This is a genomic window from Kribbella sp. NPDC049174 (assembly GCF_043197365.1).
Taxonomy (GTDB): domain Bacteria; phylum Actinomycetota; class Actinomycetes; order Propionibacteriales; family Kribbellaceae; genus Kribbella.
In genome coordinates this window covers 337,863-354,788 of record NZ_JBICSZ010000003.1, presented here as the reverse complement: position 1 = coordinate 354,788, position 16,926 = coordinate 337,863, and the positions used below count along the sequence as shown (strand labels likewise).

Sequence of the window (16,926 nt, the reverse complement as noted above, 5' to 3'; positions counted from 1 at the left end):
CTAGAAGGCGTTTTGGCGGCGCATCGCGGTGGGACGGCCGTCGGGGTCGTAGAGGTGCCGGGCCAGCCATCCCGCCCAGAGGGACTGGAAGCGGGTGAGTGGTTCGGGGCGATGCGGCCTGATCCGGCCCGGTGGTCGTGGCCCAGGGCAACCATTGGCGTGCCACTCGTCGAGGTCGGCGGCCTGCTGCTGCCACTGCTTGAAGCCGGCGATCGGGTCGAGCTCCGGAGCTGTGCCCAAGTGCTCGGACCACAGCTCGGACCGCACCGACCGGGCCAGGTCCTGGGAGTCGACCGCGCAGGTCAGCTCGCTGTCGCTCGTCCACGACCTGCGGTTGAAGTTGTCCGAGCCGCAGGTCAGCCACTGATCGTCGATGACGCAGACCTTCGCGTGCACGTAGATCGGTACGCCGGCCTCGTTCTCCAGGTCGTAGGCGGCCACGCGATCCGAGTCCAGCAACCGCAACGCCTCCAGTTGGGCGTACCGGGCCGGCGGCCCGCTGATCCGCCCGTCCTGATCCGGATACCGCGGCACGACCGCGATCACCCGCAACTCCGGCGACCGCTCCAACGCCTCCCGCACGCCACGCGTCACCGCCGCGGACCACAAGTACTGGTCCTCCACGTAGATGAGCGACCGCGCCCGCGCGAACGCCTTCAGGTAACCGCGGGCGATACTGTGCTCCCCACGCGGCGCGAACGGGAACCCCGGATGCTTGTGCGCGTACGTCCGCAGCACCTGCACGGTATGCGGCCCGGCCTGCGGCGGATCCGGAAACGCCTCCGGCAGGTTCGACGGATGCCGCGGCATCCGGGCCAGCCGCTGGGTGAGCATCCGGTACGGCGTCCGCCGATCCAGCGGATGCGGATCGTCCCAGCGTTCGACGAAGCACCGCAGCAGATCACCCACCGCGGGCCCGCGGACCTCGAGCATCGCGTCATGCCAGGGGGGCCGGGATCCGTAGCGCGGGTCCATCGGCGCCGGCTGCGGATCGCCCAGATGCCGTTCGTCGTCACGTCGCCCGTGACACAGGTCGATTCCACCCACGAACGCGACATCGGCCTTCGGATTCCCGCGATGCCGGATCAAGAACAGCTTCTGGTGATGCGACGCCAACCGCCGTACCCGCTGATCGAGCAGCACCTCACCGCCGGCCTCGTTCAGTTCGGCACCGAACCGCTGGTTCTCCTGCGAACTGAAGTTCAGGTGATCCGAATGGGACCGCCACAACAACGCCCGGACCTCCACACCGGCACGGGCCAGCTCACACAACACCGTCCCGATGCTCGGCCCGTCGTCCACCAGAGCCTCGTCCGGGTCTCCACGCCAGTCGGTGAAATACACCCGATCCCCGGCCCGCAACACCCGCAGTTCGTCGTACAACCGCCGGAAGTACGTCGCCCCATGCACCAGCACCCGAACCAGATTCCCCTCGATCCACGGCCCGTCGGCGTCGATATCAGTCGCAGCGTTCCCCCGCTCCTCGGCAGTCAGCAACCATTCATGGCTCATCTCCTCCCAGTGCCCCAAATCGCCGAACCCATGACGCGCACCAGTGCCCGGCCGTTGTGCAACCGGCCGGGCACTAGTGGTCATCGGCTTTGCCAGGTAGGGCTTTCGACGTAGTGGTTGTCGTAGAGGTCGCTGGTTTTGCCCAGTTCGGCGGGCGGGGTTTCGCCTCGGTAGACGGACTCGAGGAGGCGGTAGTAGTCGAAGCGGGGTTTGGCGTGGGTCAGGACGAAGAGGACTTCGGTGTCGGACTCGCCGGCGGCCTCGAAGGCGTGCGGGGTGTTCGGCGGTACGACGAGGAAGTCGCCCTGCTGCAAGGTGATCACGTCGTCACCGGTCAGGACCCGGAGGGAGCCGGTCAGGACGAAGAACAGTTCGGATGCTTCCTTGTGCAGGTGCGGGGGAGCACCGTCCTTGCCGGGCTTGAAGATCGAGCGGTGGCTGGTGAGGTGGCCGCCGGTGTCGGGGACGTCGGCGAACAGGGTGACGCCGCTGGCAGGCAGGGTCTCGGCGTCGGTGGCGCGGATCAGTACAGGCTTCATGGCGGAGCTCCTTGGAGAGTTAGTTGCTGACGGCATCGACGAGTGCCGGTGCCGGAGTCTTGCGGGCGGTGAGGGCGAGAGCGGCGGTGATGATGATGCCGCCGGCGGTGAGGAGTACCGCGACGCGCAGGCCGTCGGTGGTGGCGGTTCGGAGGGCGTCACCGGTGAGACCGTCGACGCCTCGGTTGGCGATCGCGACCAGAATGGCGAGACCGACCGCGTTGCCGATCTGCTGACCGGTCGACGCCATCCCGGACCCGATGCCCTGGTACTCGGCCGCGACACCCGTGGACGCCGCGGCGTACATGATGGTGAACGAACTGCCCTGGCCGAGTCCCAGGATCAACAGTCCTGGGATCAGTACGGCGTACGACGCACTGGTCGACAGCCCCAGTCCCAGGAGTGCCGTGCCCACGGCGCCGACTCCCAGGCTGATGGCCAACGTCAGATGCAGTCCGAACCGGGTCGCCAGCCGGCCACCGAGGTTGGCGCCGACGAAGATCGCGACCGTGGGGACGAGATAGGCCAGCCCGGTCTGCAAAGCGCTGTACCCGTGGACCTCCTGGAAGTAGACGGTCTCGAAGTACAGCAACGGCCCGAACGTCGCAGCGAACAGAGTGATCACTGCAATGCCGGTCCGCAGGTTCCGCATCCCCAGCAACCGCAGCGGCATCAACGGGTCCACCGACCGGATCTCGATCAGCGCAAAGACCACCAGCAGTGCGACGCCGACGACAGCCGCCGGAATACTCAGCCCACTCCATCCGGTCGCCGGACCCTGGACCAGCGCGAACACGATCGACGTGATCCCCGCCGTCGCTGTCACCGCACCTGGCACGTCGAACCTGCGGCCACTTCGCGCAGGCGCATCCGTCGGGATCAGCAGCACCGCGGCGACCACGCCGATCGCGGCCAGCGGCACGTTGACGAAGAACACGGCCGGCCAGCCGAAGGACTGCGTCAGCACCCCGCCGAGCAACGAGCCGAGCGCCATCCCGCTGCCACCGGCGGCGCCCCAGATCGAGAACGCCCGGTTGCGCTCCCGTCCCTCGGTGAAGAGAGTGCCGATCAGCGACAGCACGGCGGGCGCCAGGACGGCACCGCCGAAGCCCTGGACCGCACGGGCTCCGACGAGCAACTCCGGTGAGGTCGCGAACCCGCCGGCCAGCGACGAAGCGCCGTACAGGAAGAGGCCGAGGGTGAACATCCGGCGGCGGCCGAGCAGGTCGGACATCCGGCCGCCGAGCAGCAGGAAGCCGCCGAACGCGACCGCGTACCCGCTGACCACCCACTGCAGGTTGTGGGCGGCGAAGCCGAGTTCGCGGCCGATGTCGGGGACGGCGACGAACACGATGGTGTAGTCGATCGCGATGATCAGTTGCGCGAACGCCAGCAGGGCGAGCACAAGAGACTTATTATGGATATTAAACATCCAGAATCACTCCGGAGTGAATGGTTTGAGAGGGGCAGCAAAGCGTCAGGACTTGAGGTTGGCGAACCAGTTCCGGGTGTTGTCGGGGGCGGCGGGGAACTGTTCCTCGACCCGGGCGACGATGTCGGCGATGGACTGACTCGCCAGTTCGCGCCGGTAGTTGAGCTCCGCGGCGCGCATCGCCTGTGAGACCAGGCAGGTCTTGCGGTAGTCGGCGTGCGGGTCGGCGCCCGGGCCGTCCTTCAGGATCTCGGCGCAGCGGAACGAGTCGTCGGCGCCGTCGATCGCGACCACGATGTCGAGCAGGCTGATGTTGCGCGGATCCCGGGCGAGCTGGAAGCCGCCCTTGGGTCCGGAGACCGACGACAGGATGCCGGCCCGGGTGAGCGCCTGGAGCTGTTTGTTCAGGTACGCCGTGGGAAGGTCGTAGAAGGCGGCGAGTCGTTTGGCGGTCACCGCCTCACCGGGCACCCAGCTGAGATTCACGCAGCTGTGCATCGCCCATTCGACGCCTTCGTTCATCTTCATATTCTGGATATTAGACGTCCTGAATAGCCGTCGTCAAGAGGCCCGGTGCCGCGGCACCGGGCCTCTCGCGGAAACGTCAGCTACCGACGCGGCCGCCGTCGCGACGCCAGACGCAGGCGATCGCCGGACGCGGGAACTTGTCGGTGTGCGGCCAGGTCGAGGTGGGCTTCTCGAAGGTCGCGTCGTCGGTCTCGCCCGGGTGCTGGACGGCCACGAACGCGGTCTTGTCGTCCTCCGACACCAGCGGACCGCAGGCCTCGGAAGCGAACGGCACGGACAGGAACTGCTTGACCTGACCGCGGTTCGGGCCGGCCACCGGGACGGTGAAGATACCGTCGTTGGAGCCGAGCACGTTGCCGTCGGTGGAGATCCACAGGTTGCCGGAGCCGTCGAAGCTGACGTTGTCCGGGCAGGAGATCGGGCTCACCTTGGTCTTGTCGAAGCCGCCGAAGTACGTCTCCTGCGCGGTCGGGTCGCCGCAGACCAGGAACAGGGTCCAGAAGAAGCCGGTCTTGGCCGCGTCGTCGCCCTCCTCGGTGAGCTCGAGGATGTACCCGTTCCGGTTGCCGGCCTTCTCGATCAGCGGCCCGCCCAGGGTGTCGCGGGTGTGCGACGTGACGATCGGGTTGGCCTCGTCGGCCGGGAACTTCGCGCCGCGGTTGTCGTTGTTCGTCAGCGCGGCGTAAACCCGGCCGTTCACCGGGTTGCGTTCGACGTCCTCGGGCCGGTCCATCCGGGTGGCGCCGACCTTGTCCGCCGCGAACCGCGTGTTGATCAGCACCTCCTGCACGGACATGCCGTCGATGAACGACTTCTTGTCCGTGGTCAGCGGGATCCACTGGCCGATACCGTCGTACACGCCGTCGGCCGTACCGTCGCCGGTGAACTTGGCGACGTACAGGGTGCCCTCGTCGAGCAGGCCGAAGTTCTTCTTCCGGTTGTCGGAGTCATATTTGCCGGCCGAGACGAACTTGTAGATGTACTCGCCCTTCTCGTCGTCGCCGAGGTACACCGCGATCCGCCCGTCGGCGGTGATCGTGGTGGTCGCACCCTCGTGCTTGAGCCGGGCCAGCATGGTCCGCTTCTTCGGCGCCGCCGTCGGGTCGTACGGGTCGACCTCGACGATCCAGCCGGCCCGGAACACCTCGGTCGGCGTCTTGCTCAGGTCCCACCGCGGGTCGACGGTGCTCCACTCCCGCGCGGACTTGGTCACCGTGGTCGGTACGCCGTACCGCTTGTAGCTGTCCACGTACTCGGCCGGGACGGTCCCGGACACGTCGTAGTACCCGTTGAAGTTCTCCTCGCCGGACAGGATGGTGCCCCACGGGGTGACACCGCCGGCGCAGTTGCCGAAGGTGCCATAGGCAACCTTTCCGACGCGCGGGTCGGACGCGGCCGGGCCGGTGACCTCGAACTTGGTGGTGGCGGTGATCCGGCGGTTGTACTTCGAGCCCTGCTTGTCCCGGCGCCACTGGCCGGTGCGGCCGACGCGCTCGATCTGGACCACGGTCATGCCGTGGGCGGCCAGGCCGATGCGAGCGATCGTCTTCTGGTCGTACTTGCCGGTCGGGAACATCAGGTTCTCGTCGGTGTACTCGTGGTTGCAGACGAGCAGCGCCTTCCGGTCGTCGCGGAGCGGCACGATCATCGTGTAGTCGTTGTTGTAGCCGAACTGCTTGGCCTGTGCCTCGGGCGTCTGCTTGTACGCGTCGAACTTCGGCGCGCCGGACTCGACCGGGTCGCCCCAGCCGATGATGACGCCCTGCTCGTAGCCGCGCGGGATGACGATGTCGTCCTTGCGGTTCGGCGGTACGACGCTGTGCGTCAGCGCACCGGGCTTGCCGAAGCCGGGGAAGGCGCCGTTGCCGTGATCGCCGCCGGAGCCGGCCGCGACCGACTGGTCGGCGGCCGCGGGGGTCAGGTTGGCGGCGAGCGCGCCGACGCCGGCGGCCGCGACTCCGGCGGCGCCGACCTTGAGGACGTTGCGGCGCGAGAACGCGGACCGCATCACTGTCTGGATGTGCTCGTTGCCGGAGGTGTTCGGCTCCGGGTGGTCACACTGGTTGGCGCACTTGAGCTCGCAGGTGCGAAAGCTTCGGGATCCGTGGCGGGTGCCGAGCTGGCTGATCAGCGGCAGGAACTTGGTCACGTCCAGGGACCCTAGGGAGGCCAGGCGGTGACTGAGTGAAGGTCAGGTGAACGTCGTAAGGCTTAGGTTGCCCTAAGTCGCAAGGAGAGATCGAACAGTCACACTGCGGAGGCAGTCAGCGCGGCCCGCTCGAGCGACTGGATCCGGCGCCGGTGCGCCATCGTGTCCCAGGTGAAGACGGCCAGGGCGAACCAAACCAGTCCGAACCCGGCCCACCGCATCGGCGACATCGCCTCGTGGAAGAGCAGCACCGCGAGCGCGAACTGCATACTCGGCGTGATGTAGTTCAGCAGCCCGAGGGTCGTCATCGACACCCTGGTCGAGGCCGCGCCGAACATCATCAGCGGGATCGAGGTGATCGGCCCGGCCAGCAGCACCACGATGAGGTATCCGGCGCCGTGGTCCGCGACCGTCGACTGGCCCTGCGCCCCGAGGACGAGGATCGCCACCAGCGCGACCGGTGCGACGGTGGCGGTCTCGATCGCCATCCCCTCGATCGCCCCGGCGCCGGCCTGCTTCTTCGCCAGCCCGTACAGGCCGAACGAGAAGGTCAGGATGAGCGCCACCCACGGCGGCCGGCCGTTCTCGATGGTCAACCCGATCACCGCGACGAAGGCGATCCCGAGCGCGATCCACTGCCACCGCCGCAGCCGCTCCTTGAGGACCAGGACGCCGAGCAGCACGGTGAACAGCGGGGTGATGAAGTAACCGAGCGAGGTCTCCACTACCCGGTTGTTCTGGACGCCCCAGATGTACGTGCCCCAGTTCACCGAGATCAGCACCGCCGCCGCGATCAACCGCCACCGCCGCCGCGGGTCCCGGAGCACCGCCTTCACCTGGCCGAGCTTCCGCAGTACGACGACCAGCAGCGAGATCGTCACCATCGACCAGAGCACCCGGTGGGCCAGCACCTCGACCGCGCCGGAGCGGTCCAGCAGTTTCCAGTAGAGCGGGAAGAGGCCCCAGATCAGATACGCGGAGAGCCCGTAGATGAACCCTCTCCGCTGTTCTGGCACGCTGCTCAGCCTAGTCCTTCGTCAGCCGCATCCAACTCCTTTGCTCATGACGTGAGACGGGCCGGTGTCCAGTGGCGGCCGCACCGCCTGGCGCGCTGGTGTGATGCGGTTGGATGGAGGTGTGAACACGAGGAGGCACCCGTGGGTGTGAGGACCGGTCTGGTCTCGGTGACGTTCCGCCAGTTGCCGGCCGCCGAGGTGGTTGAGGTCGCGGCCGGCGCGGGGCTGGCGGCGATCGAGTGGGGTGGCGACGTGCACGTGCCGCTCGGGAACCTGGCGACCGCCAAGCGGGTGAAGGCCCTCTGCGAGGACCGTGGGCTGGCGATCGCGGCGTACGGCTCCTACCTTCGGGCCGGCAGTGTCGACCGCGAGGAGATGCGCTCGGCCGTTGCCACGGCCGAGGCGCTCGGCGCACCCCGGATCCGCGTCTGGGCGGGCAACGTCGGTACGGCGGAAGCCGGGGTGGGGGACCGGATGGCGGTCACCCGTGGCCTGGCCGAGCTCGCCGATGTGGCGGCCGGCTCCGGGATCGAGATCGCGATGGAGTTCCACCGCAACACGCTGACCGACGAGGTCGACTCGACCATCACGCTGCTGCTCGACGTCGGCGCGCCGAACCTCAAGACCTACTGGCAGCCGCCGGTCGACCTCAGTGACGCCGAGTGTCTCGCGCAGCTCGAGGCGCTGATGCCGTGGCTGACCACCGTCCACGTCTTCTCCTGGTGGCCGTCGAACACCCGCCTCCCGCTCTCCGGCCGCGAGTCGTTGTGGCGCCCGGTCCTCAGTCGCCTCGCCGCCGAGGAGCGCGAGATCAACGCGCTCCTCGAGTTCGTCGCCGACGACTCCCCGGACCGCTTCGCCAAGGACGCCGCCGACCTGCACTCCTGGATCTAGCCGGCCGGCAGGTACAGGGCCAGCACCAGCTTGCCCTTGGTGGCCTTGCCCTTGGAGATCGCGACGGAGGCGGTGCCTGCGCCGCGCGCCGCCTCGCCGACCGTGGCGACACCACCGCCGGTGTCACCATTGCTCTGCAGGCTCAGGCCGCTCAGCTCGACGGTGGCGTTGGATCCGATGTCAGAGCTGCCGTAAGCGATCAGGAACGGCTTGCCCTCCGGGGTGGCCAGTTCCAGCGCCTTCCCGGCGACGGCGTCCACCGTTCGTACGTCGGCCAGTCGATAGGTGTAGCCGCTGTACTCGGTCAGCTCGTCCAGGGCGACACCGTCGGCGACCGGACGCTGGTCACCCTTCTGGTAGACGCCGAGGCCGATCTGTGCCTCCGGCACCGAAACCGGCCGGCCGTTCTGGTCCACCAGAGTCGCCACCACGACGACCTGCTCGCCGGCCCCGGCCACGTCGCCCCATGTCATGGCCGATCCCTGGACGGCGTCGGTCACCGAGGACGAGCAGGTGCCGGTACTGCGGACCACACCGTTGAGGCTGATCCGCACTCCGTAGACGGAGTTGTAGCCGAACCTGTCCGCCGTACAGAAGCTGTGCAGGACCACCGGGCCGGCGTTTGCCCGGAAGGTCAGGCTGAGTTGTCCCTGGCCGCGGTCCGCGACCTGCGCCGCGGTCAAGGTGTCGCCACCGACCCGGGTGCGGAACCGCACGCCGTCCTTCTCGTAGTCGCCGGGTGCGGGCGGCGGGATCCGCACGGGAGGTCCGGGACGTTGCAGCTCACCGGCCCGATAGATGCCGAGGGCAAGTTGTGCGGCCTGGTCCTCGACCGGCTTGCCCCGCTCGTCGACCAGTTCGATGCTGAACGCGGCCGGCTGTCCGGACGGGGTGTTGAGCCACAGGGTGTCGTCCGACCGCAGCATGTGGCCGTCCGGCGTATCCACCGACGTCGAGCAAGCACCGGAGGCCGCGGTCTGCCCGTTGATCCTGACCCAGTAGTGCGTCGTGGTCGACGTCGCCTGGCAGAAGGCGTAGAGCCCGACGTCGTGCGTGGTCGGGATCCAGTCGATGGCGAGCCGGCTGGAGCCGACGTCACCGATCGTCCCGGTCTCCAGCCGGTCCGGGCCCTCGACACCGGACAGCGTGAAGCCGTTCTTGGTGATGTCGGCCGGCACGTTCTCGGCCGGGTCGGGTGTCGAGGTGTCGATCACCGACGGTACGACGGTGACGGCCAGCGCCACGATCGCCGCGATACTACCGAGTGCGGCGGCGAGGCGTCGCTGCTTGGTCCGGCGGACCTTCCGCCGGACGCCGGGCAGCAGGTCGGCCGGGTGGTCGTCGGCGGTGGTGGCGCGGGCGGTGAGCTCGTCGCGCAGGTCCTGGAGGTTCATCGGACGTTCTCCTGGTCGGCGGAAGCGGAGAGCAGGGCCGGGTCGAGGCGGAGCTTGGCGAACGCCTTGTTCGTCTGGCTCTTCACCGTGCCGACGCTGCAGCCGAGGAGCCGGGCCGTCTCGGCCTCGGTGAGGTCTTCGTAGTACCGCAGGACGATCACGGCGCGCTGCCGGCGGGGCAGCCGGCCGAGGGCCTGCCAGAAGTCGGTCCGCTCCTCGCTCGTGGTGGGAGCCGCGGTCTCGGGCAGTTCGTCGCTGGGGACCTCGCCGTTCCAGCGCCGGCGCCACCAGGACGCGTAGGTGTTCACCATGATCCGGCGGACGTACGGCTCGGGATCGCCGCCCTCGATCCGGGTCCAGGCGAACCAGGCCTTGGCCAGCGCGGTCTGCACCAGGTCCTCGGCGAGCGCGTGGTCGCGGGTCAGCAGGTACGCCGTCCGCACCAGCGCCCGTGATCGGGCCCGCACGAACGCGTCGAAACTCTCCGCTGCTGTCACCGGCGACCCCGTCCCCTCGGCACGCAGAGTAAGCATGCGCTCATTGATGGTCACATCCTGTCTGACCGTCTGGGCCCTCCGGATGGTTGCCTTGCCCGATGTCGAAAAGTTCCGCTGAACTCTGGCCAACCGGTGGATACTGCCGCGATGCTGGCCCGGACAGGTCCTTCACCGCCCCGGAGGTGTCCGATGTCCCAGCTTTTCAGCAAACCCCTACCTCGAATCCTGGCCATCCTCGCGTTGTTCGCGGCGATGCTGGCCGCGACCGTCACGACCCAGGTGGTCACCGCGACCAAGGCCCACGCGGACGGCTGTTACACCTGGGGTCGCACCCTCTCCCAAGGCGCCAGCGGGGAGGACGTGCGGCAGTTGCAGATCCGGGTGGCCGGTTGGCCCGGGTACGGCGGCCACCTGGCGACCGACGGCGCGTTCGGGCCGGCCACCAAGGCGGCGGTGCAGCGGTTCCAGTCGGCGTACGGACTGGGGGCCGACGGCATCGCCGGGCCGGCCACGTTCAGCAAGATCTACGCGCTGCAGGACGACGACTGCACGCCGATCCACTTCACCTACGCCGAGCTGGACGACGGCTGCGGTGGCTCCGGGTTCGACGGCGGACCGCTCAGTGAGGCGGCGACGAAGGCGAACGCGTTGCAGACCATGTGGCAGCTGGAGGCGATGCGGCACGCACTCGGCGACCAGCCGTTGGTCGTCACCAGCGGGTTCCGCAGCATCCCGTGCAACAACGCGGTCGGCGGCGCGAGCAACAGCCAGCACCTGTACGGCCGGTCCGCCGATCTGGTCGGTGTCCACTCCCTCTGCACCCTGGCCAAGCAGGCCCGCAACCACGGCTTCGGCGGCATCTTCGGTCCGGGCTACCCAGGTCACAACGACCACACGCACGCGGACATCCGTACGTCGAACGTGTGGGACGCCCCTAACTGCGGGATCTAGGCAGGATCTCGGTCAGTGTGAGTCCGGCGGCCCGATCCAGGTGGTGGGCAGTAAGACCAGCCTGGCGGGCCGCCAGGACGTCCAGCTCGAGGTTGTCGCCGATCATCACGGTGTCAGCCGGCTCGACGCCGAGGGCGCCGCAGGTCTGTAGATAGGCCTGCGGGTCCGGCTTGCTGACGCCGAGAGACTCCGAGGTGCAGACCACGTCGACCAGGTCGGCGAGCCCGATGGCCGCCAGCTTGGCGTTCTGCTGCTTCGTACTCCCGTTCGTCAGCACGCCGACGCGCCAACCGTTGCTGCGGGCAACTTCCAGGGCCAGTCGCGCGTCCGGGTACGCCGCCCAGCTCGCCTGGTAGTGGCGCAGGTATCCGGTGTAGATCTGATCGAGCTCCTCGTCGAGCGCCGGAACCGGACGGCCGAGCAGGGGCAGGAAGTCGCGCAATCGCCCCCGCCGTTGGCCCTGATGAGTGACGGCGCCGCTCAGCCACTGATTGAAGTTGCGCTCCTCGATCACGAACCACTGCGCGACCAGCTCGTCCGACGCCGTACCGCCGAGCTCCGCAACCCACTCGTGGATCGCGGCGGTCGACGACGCGGTGTGGTCGAAGAGCGTGTTGTCGAGGTCGAAGACGACCGCCTTCATGCCCGGACCAGCGAGTCGCGGTTCAGCTCGCGATGGTTCGCGTATCCGGACAGCGCCAGGGTGAGGTCGAGCTCGGCCAGGAAACACCGCAGTACATGCTCGACACCCGCCTGACCGGCCAGCGCGAGACCGTACAGCAGCGGCCGCCCGAGCAGCACCGCCTTCGCGCCGAGGGCGAGCGCCTTCGCCGCATCCGCGCCGGTGCGAACACCTGAGTCGAACAGCACGGTCAGTTGCTCGCCCACCGCCTCGGCGATCGCGGGCAACGCGTCCAGCGACGCGATCGCACCGTCGACCTGGCGGCCCCCGTGGTTCGACACGACGACGCCGTCGACACCGTTCTCGGCCGCGAGCTTGGCGTCGTCGACCGAGGTGATCCCCTTGAGCACGATCGGTCCGTCCCAGTTGTCGCGCAGGAACGACAGTTCGTCCCAGCTCAGCCCGACGTTCGGGAACATCTGTGCCCAGTGCATCACCGCCGCGGCCGGGTCCTCGGCGACCGGCTTGACCAGCTTCGCCTGGAAGGCCGGGTCACTGAAGTAGTTCGCCAGCCCTTCGCCCTTGAGGAACGGCAGGAACCCGCGGTCCAGATCGGCCGGTCGCCAGCCGAGCGTCCCGGTGTCGAGGGTGACGACCAGAACGCCGTACCCACTGGCCTTCGCACGTTGCAGGAAGCTCAGGCAGACGTCGCGATCGGTCGGCCAGTAGAGCTGGTACCACTTGCTGCTCGCCTCGATCTGCTCGAACGCGTAGCTCGCCTGGGTCGAGTGCGTGTAGGTCAGCCCGAGTGCGTCCGCGGCCCGCGCGGTCGCCAGCTCGCCGTCCGGATGGGCCAGCGTCTGTACGCCGATCGGCGCGACCAGCACCGGCGCCGGCATCGGCGTACCGAGGATCGTGCAGGACAGGTCCCGCTCGGTGCTGCCCCGGAGCATCCGCGGCACCAGCCGCCAGCGGTCGAACGCGGCCAGGTTCGCCCGCGCGGTCGCGCCGCTGCCGGCGCTCGGCACGATGTACCCCATCGCCTCGACCGACAACTTCCCGGCCGCCTGGGACTCCAGCCGAGCCAGGTCGGTGGTGATCTCCGGCTTGGTTCCTTGCAACATGCCCTGCAGGTAGATGCCCAGCTGATGGTCGCCAAAGTTGCCCATGCCGGATGCTCCCACGGCCATCTCCCGACCTCAACGGTGACATCCGTCAGGCCGGGCTGCTGGTGAATGCGACAATCAGGCGTGACAAGTTCGGTGACTCCTGACACTCGTACCACCTCGCGACCTGTCGGGCTGGCGTTGTTCGCGCTGGCGACCGGTGGATTCGCGATCGGGACCACCGAGTTCGTGACGATGGGGCTGCTGCCGCAGATCGCCGACGGGGTGAACATCTCGATCCCGACCGCCGGTCACCTCATCTCGGCGTACGCGATCGGTGTCGTGGTCGGTGCGCCGGTGATCGCGGCGCTCGGCGCGCGGACCGGACGGAAGCGGCTGCTGCTCGGACTGATGGCGGTCTTCGTGCTCGGCAACGTGCTGTCGGCCGTTGCCTCCAGCTACGAGTTCCTGATGGCCGCGCGGTTCCTGACCGGCGTACCGCACGGTGCGTTCTTCGGGATCGGCGCGGTGGTCGGCGCCTCGCTGGTGCCGGTCAACCGGCGGGCCTGGGCGGTCTCGATGAGCATGGTCGGCCTGCCGGTCTCCAACATCATCGGCGTCCCGCTGACCACGCTGATGGGCCAGAAACTCGGCTGGCAGGCGCCGTTTCTCGCGGTCGGCGTACTCGGGCTGCTGACGCTGGTGGCGGTCTGGTTCTGGGTGGCGCCGCAGCCGGTCGGCAGTGACGTCAACGTCCGCAGCGAGCTGAGCGCGCTGGCCCGGCCGCAGGTGTGGATGGCGCTGCTGGTCGGCATGGTCGGGTTCGGCGGCATGTTCGCGACGTACTCCTACATCACCCCGACGATGACGGAACTGGCCGGTTTCTCCGCGGCCGCGGTCACCATCGTGCTGGCCGTCTACGGCGTCGGCATGACGTGCGGCACGGTCGTCGGCGGCCGCCTCGCCGACCGGTCCCTGATGGGCAGCCTGTACGGCGGCCTGATCGCGATCGCCATCGTGCTCGGGACGTTCGGGTGGCTCGCCCAGACCAAGCCGACCGCGCTCGTCGCGGTGTTCGCGATGGGGTTCTCGGCGAGCATCCTGGTCCCGGCGCTGCAGACCCGCCTGATGGATGTCGCCCACGAAGGACAGTCGCTGGCCGCCTCGCTCAACCACTCGACGCTGAACATCGCGAACGCCCTCGGCGCCTGGCTCGGGAGCGTCGTACTGGCCGCCGGCTACGGCTACGAATGGCCGAGCCGCCTCGGCGCCGGCCTCGCCCTGGCCGGCCTGATCCTCGCGCTGATCTCGGGTTTCATGGATCGACAGGGGACTCGCCTGAGGGCGTGATCACCAGCCGCTTGGTTAGATCGGGGTATGGCGACCTTGACCTTGAGTGCTGCTGACGAGGTGCGGCGGCGCGGGCTGCGGCAGATGCGGTCGGTGGCGTTGGCGTTGCTGGGGCTCGCGGCGGTGGTCTACGTGATCACGCTGCACCGCGACGGCAGCTGGGGGTATCTGAACGCGGCGGCCGAGGCCGCGATGGTGGGTGCGCTGGCGGACTGGTTCGCGGTGACCGCGTTGTTCCGCCGGCCGCTGGGGCTGCCGATCCCGCACACCGCGATCGTGCCGACCCGCAAGGACAGCCTGGCCGAGAGCCTGGAGCAGTTCGTCACCGAGAACTTCCTGTCCGAGGAGGTGGTGGCGGAGAAGATGCGCACCGCCGAGGTGAGCCGCCGGGCCGGTGAGTGGCTTGCCTCCGGCAACCATGCCGAGCGGATCGTGGCCGAGGGCGCCCGGACCATCGGCGCGGCGCTGCCGAAGCTGGGTGACGAGGACGTGACCGCCTTCGTCCGGGGATCGCTGCTACCGCGGTTCGTGAAGGAGCCGCTGAGCCCGATCGCCGGCCATTTCCTGCAGTCGGTCGTCGACGACGGTGCGCATCACGCGTTGTTCGACCTGCTGATGGTGGAGGCGCACGACTGGCTGCGCGACAACCGGGAGCTGCTGGCCGAGGTCGTCGGTCCGCGGGCGCCGCGCTGGTCGCCGCACTGGGTGGACCGGCTGGTCATCGACCGGATCCATCGTGAGGCGCTGGCCTGGCTGGCCGACGTACGGGACAACCCGACGCATGCGGCCCGGATGGCGGTCGACCGGCTGCTCAGTCAGCTCGCCACGGACCTGCAGAACGACCCGGAGATGATGGATCGCTTCGAGGCGTTCAAGGCCCGGATGCTGACCCACCCGGACATGGGGTCCAGTCTCACCGCGGTCTGGGACGCCGTACGGACCGCACTGATCGACTCGATCGGCGACCCCGACAGCTCGTTGCGAATCCGCGCGACCAAGGCGCTGCAGGACCTCGGTGAACGGCTCCAGTCCGACGACGCGCTGCGGGCGAAGGTGGACGACCGTGCCGCCGAGGCGGTCGGGTACGCCATCCGCACCTATGGCAGCGAGATCGTCTCGGTCATCTCCGACACCATCGAGCGCTGGGACGGTCGCGAGGCCGCCGCCCGGATCGAGCTGCACGTCGGCCGCGACCTTCAGTTCATCCGCATCAACGGCACCGTCGTCGGCGCCCTGGTCGGCCTGCTCATCCACACCCTGAGCGAACTGCTGTGACTCCACCGACGACGTTCGTCCGGAAGCGCAAACGCCCCGCCGGCTGCGGACTCTGGCCGACGTACCAGCTGGGAACCGACGACTACGGCACCTGGCTCTTCACACCTCGGCATTCACTGCACCGTGGCAACGACGGCAGCTTCTGCGAGGTGGCCCAGACGAGCCCGGGTGGTCCGGGCGAAGACGCGCTGCATCTCGTCCCGCGCGACGGCTGGTGGTTCGCGACCTGGCGGCCGAGAGGTCTGCTGGTCGCGGACGTGAGCACTCCGCCGGTGCTGATCGACAACGAGTGGACGTACGTCGACCTCGAGCTCGACCCGTACCGTCGCCGCGACGGCAGTATCGGCACCGAAGACTGGGACGACCTGGCCGAGGCCCACCGCAACGGGCTGATCGACGACACCGAACACGAGGCCGCCGTCGCGGCCTCCCGCACCCTCGAACACCACTTCACCCACGCCATCGAACCCTTCGGCCCGCAAGGCTGGACCCGCCTGGCCGACGCGATCGCCCTCGGCCTCCCTCCCCTCACAGCCTTCGGCGACCAACCGGTAGACGTCCTGTAGGACGCTGCCGGCTACCGGCCCGGGCTCAGAGATTCCGGTCTTCGGTGTCGGTCATGAGGGCTCCGCTGGGTTTGGGGTCCTGGCCGTAGGGGTTGGGGCCGGGGGTGCCGGGTTGGGCGGCGAAGACGATGAGGACGATCGGGCCGATGACCGGGACGAGGTTGAGCAGCCACCACCAGCCGGTGCGGTTGGTGTCGTGCAGCCGGCGGACCAGGACGGCGATGCTCGGGATCAGTACGGCGAGCCACCACAGCGCCTGCAGGACGCCGAAGGTGGACCGGTCTCCCCAGGTCAGGTCGAGTGCGGTGTCGATCAGACGCAGTACGCCGGAGGTGAGGACGGCGAACAGGACGAAGTACCAGTACTCCTTGCGCCGGGACCGGCCCCTGAAGACGGCGTACTTCTTCAGGGCAGTGATGAACCACGTCATGCGTTCTCCTCAGGCTGCGGCTGCGATCAGGAGGGAGGTGCCGACCGCCAGGTCGATCACGCCGCAGTACTCGGACCACGGGCGGTTGACGATCGTGTTCTGGCGGAAGTGGTAGGCGTCCCAGGCGCCGTGGAACAGCCAGCCGAGGCCGGCCAGGACGATTGCCGTCGTCGACTCGGTCGCGACGACCAGCACGGTGATCGCTCCGAAGAACACCATCCCGGCGGTCTCCAAGGAGAAGGTCGGCTCGGTGAACCTGCGCCGGGCGATCACCCACAACCACAGCACGACCAGCACCGCGGTCATCCCGATCCCGGGCTCGACCGACCACACCTCCGCCTCGGCCAGTGCGTGGAACACCGACGCCACCGCACTCAGTACGGCGAACGCGACCCACGCGGTCCACGGCCGCCCGATCGCGTACGCCATCAGGTAGATCCCGGCCATCGTCGCGACCGCCGGCCCGAAGAACTCGGCCTCACGATCCGTCCCGATGATCAGCACGAGGGCACCGGCGATGGTGACCAGGGCCAGCGCGGTCGGCCACCGGGCGGCCAGGCCGCGGGGCGCTGCCGTGTTCGTCATGGGCCGATCCTGCGGAACTCAGGCGGCCGAGGTGTCGACCGACGGCCGATCGCGTCCGGATCCGTGCGGAAGCTTGCCGG

17 protein-coding genes are annotated in these 16,926 nt (G+C 68.7%); 5 read left to right on the top strand and 12 right to left on the bottom strand.

From position 1 onward, the window contains the following. The 6 genes from ACGFIF_RS19030 to rarD all read right to left on the bottom strand — a co-directional run bounded on the left by ACGFIF_RS19030 (position 1) and on the right by rarD (position 7,176). The gene (locus tag ACGFIF_RS19030; protein ID WP_393155972.1) at positions 1–1,512 is read right to left on the bottom strand and encodes a phosphatidylserine/phosphatidylglycerophosphate/cardiolipin synthase family protein; all 1,512 of its coding nucleotides are present in this window, start codon (positions 1,510–1,512) and stop codon (positions 1–3) included. 80 nt (positions 1,513–1,592) lie between these two features. Further along, positions 1,593–2,051, bottom strand: coding sequence for a cupin domain-containing protein (locus ACGFIF_RS19025; RefSeq protein ID WP_393155970.1), 459 nt, complete (start codon positions 2,049–2,051; stop codon positions 1,593–1,595). Positions 2,052–2,070: 19 nt separating this feature from the next. Further along, the gene (locus tag ACGFIF_RS19020; RefSeq protein ID WP_393155968.1) at positions 2,071–3,456 is read right to left on the bottom strand and encodes an MFS transporter; all 1,386 of its coding nucleotides are present in this window, start codon (positions 3,454–3,456) and stop codon (positions 2,071–2,073) included. 72 nt (positions 3,457–3,528) lie between these two features. Next, positions 3,529–4,011, bottom strand: a complete 483-nt coding sequence (locus ACGFIF_RS19015) for an RrF2 family transcriptional regulator (RefSeq protein WP_393155966.1) — start codon at positions 4,009–4,011, stop codon at positions 3,529–3,531. A gap of 76 nt (positions 4,012–4,087) precedes the next feature. Next, complete coding sequence (locus ACGFIF_RS19010; protein ID WP_393155965.1) at positions 4,088–6,160, bottom strand: PhoX family protein; 2,073 nt, start codon at positions 6,158–6,160, stop codon at positions 4,088–4,090. A gap of 98 nt (positions 6,161–6,258) precedes the next feature. Further along, the gene (rarD, locus tag ACGFIF_RS19005) at positions 6,259–7,176 is read right to left on the bottom strand and encodes an EamA family transporter RarD (RefSeq protein ID WP_393155964.1); all 918 of its coding nucleotides are present in this window, start codon (positions 7,174–7,176) and stop codon (positions 6,259–6,261) included. Between the two features lie 141 nt (positions 7,177–7,317). Here rarD and ACGFIF_RS19000 point away from each other — a divergent pair, with 141 nt between their 5' ends. Beyond that, positions 7,318–8,070 carry a sugar phosphate isomerase/epimerase family protein gene (locus tag ACGFIF_RS19000; RefSeq protein ID WP_393155962.1) on the top strand — a complete coding sequence of 251 codons (753 nt, stop codon included), beginning with the start codon at positions 7,318–7,320 and terminating at the stop codon, positions 8,068–8,070. Here the strand turns inward: ACGFIF_RS19000 and ACGFIF_RS18995 are convergent. Together ACGFIF_RS18995 and ACGFIF_RS18990 are read right to left on the bottom strand one after the other, a co-directional pair. Beyond that, positions 8,067–9,464 (bottom strand): hypothetical protein, encoded by a 1,398-nt coding sequence (locus ACGFIF_RS18995; protein WP_393155960.1) that lies wholly within the window; start codon positions 9,462–9,464, stop codon positions 8,067–8,069. The two genes, ACGFIF_RS19000 and ACGFIF_RS18995, sit on opposite strands and share 4 nt — an antisense overlap. Continuing rightward, positions 9,461–9,997 carry a SigE family RNA polymerase sigma factor gene (locus tag ACGFIF_RS18990; protein ID WP_393155958.1) on the bottom strand — a complete coding sequence of 179 codons (537 nt, stop codon included), beginning with the start codon at positions 9,995–9,997 and terminating at the stop codon, positions 9,461–9,463. The genes ACGFIF_RS18995 and ACGFIF_RS18990 overlap by 4 nt, the downstream gene beginning before the upstream one ends. Before the next feature lie 153 nt (positions 9,998–10,150). Between ACGFIF_RS18990 and ACGFIF_RS18985 the strand changes: the two genes are divergently transcribed. Further along, on the top strand, positions 10,151–10,912 hold the full coding sequence (locus ACGFIF_RS18985; RefSeq protein WP_393155956.1) for a D-Ala-D-Ala carboxypeptidase family metallohydrolase: 762 nt from the start codon (positions 10,151–10,153) through the stop codon (positions 10,910–10,912). On the opposite strand, the gene ACGFIF_RS18980 is transcribed toward ACGFIF_RS18985, so the two are convergent. Both ACGFIF_RS18980 and ACGFIF_RS18975 read right to left on the bottom strand, forming a co-directional pair. Then, complete coding sequence (locus ACGFIF_RS18980; protein WP_393155954.1) at positions 10,896–11,555, bottom strand: HAD family hydrolase; 660 nt, start codon at positions 11,553–11,555, stop codon at positions 10,896–10,898. The genes ACGFIF_RS18985 and ACGFIF_RS18980 overlap by 17 nt on opposite strands. Then, positions 11,552–12,703, bottom strand: a complete 1,152-nt coding sequence (locus tag ACGFIF_RS18975) for an alpha-hydroxy-acid oxidizing protein (protein WP_393155952.1) — start codon at positions 12,701–12,703, stop codon at positions 11,552–11,554. Before ACGFIF_RS18975 ends, ACGFIF_RS18980 begins: the two co-directional genes overlap by 4 nt. Positions 12,704–12,796: 93 nt before the next feature. Here ACGFIF_RS18975 and ACGFIF_RS18970 point away from each other — a divergent pair, with 93 nt between their 5' ends. Genes ACGFIF_RS18970 through ACGFIF_RS18960 form a run of 3 tightly spaced genes read left to right on the top strand, consistent with a single transcriptional unit; the run spans position 12,797 to position 15,831 of the window. Further along, positions 12,797–13,990: an MFS transporter gene (locus tag ACGFIF_RS18970; protein WP_393155950.1), complete on the top strand. Its 1,194-nt coding sequence runs from the start codon at positions 12,797–12,799 to the stop codon at positions 13,988–13,990. A gap of 27 nt (positions 13,991–14,017) precedes the next feature. After that, on the top strand, positions 14,018–15,265 hold the full coding sequence (locus tag ACGFIF_RS18965; protein ID WP_393155948.1) for a DUF445 domain-containing protein: 1,248 nt from the start codon (positions 14,018–14,020) through the stop codon (positions 15,263–15,265). Continuing rightward, entirely contained in the window at positions 15,262–15,831 is a 570-nt protein-coding gene (locus ACGFIF_RS18960; RefSeq protein WP_393155946.1) for a DUF402 domain-containing protein, read from the top strand. The genes ACGFIF_RS18965 and ACGFIF_RS18960 overlap by 4 nt, the downstream gene beginning before the upstream one ends. A 25-nt stretch (positions 15,832–15,856) precedes the next feature. Here the strand turns inward: ACGFIF_RS18960 and ACGFIF_RS18955 are convergent, their stop codons facing one another. Both ACGFIF_RS18955 and ACGFIF_RS18950 read right to left on the bottom strand, forming a co-directional pair. Continuing rightward, positions 15,857–16,261 carry a DUF805 domain-containing protein gene (locus tag ACGFIF_RS18955; RefSeq protein ID WP_393155944.1) on the bottom strand — a complete coding sequence of 135 codons (405 nt, stop codon included), beginning with the start codon at positions 16,259–16,261 and terminating at the stop codon, positions 15,857–15,859. Positions 16,262–16,270: 9 nt separating this feature from the next. Beyond that, a complete protein-coding gene (locus ACGFIF_RS18950) occupies positions 16,271–16,846 on the bottom strand; it encodes a hypothetical protein (RefSeq protein WP_393155943.1) in 576 nt (191 codons plus the stop codon). Positions 16,847–16,926 lie beyond the last annotated feature (80 nt).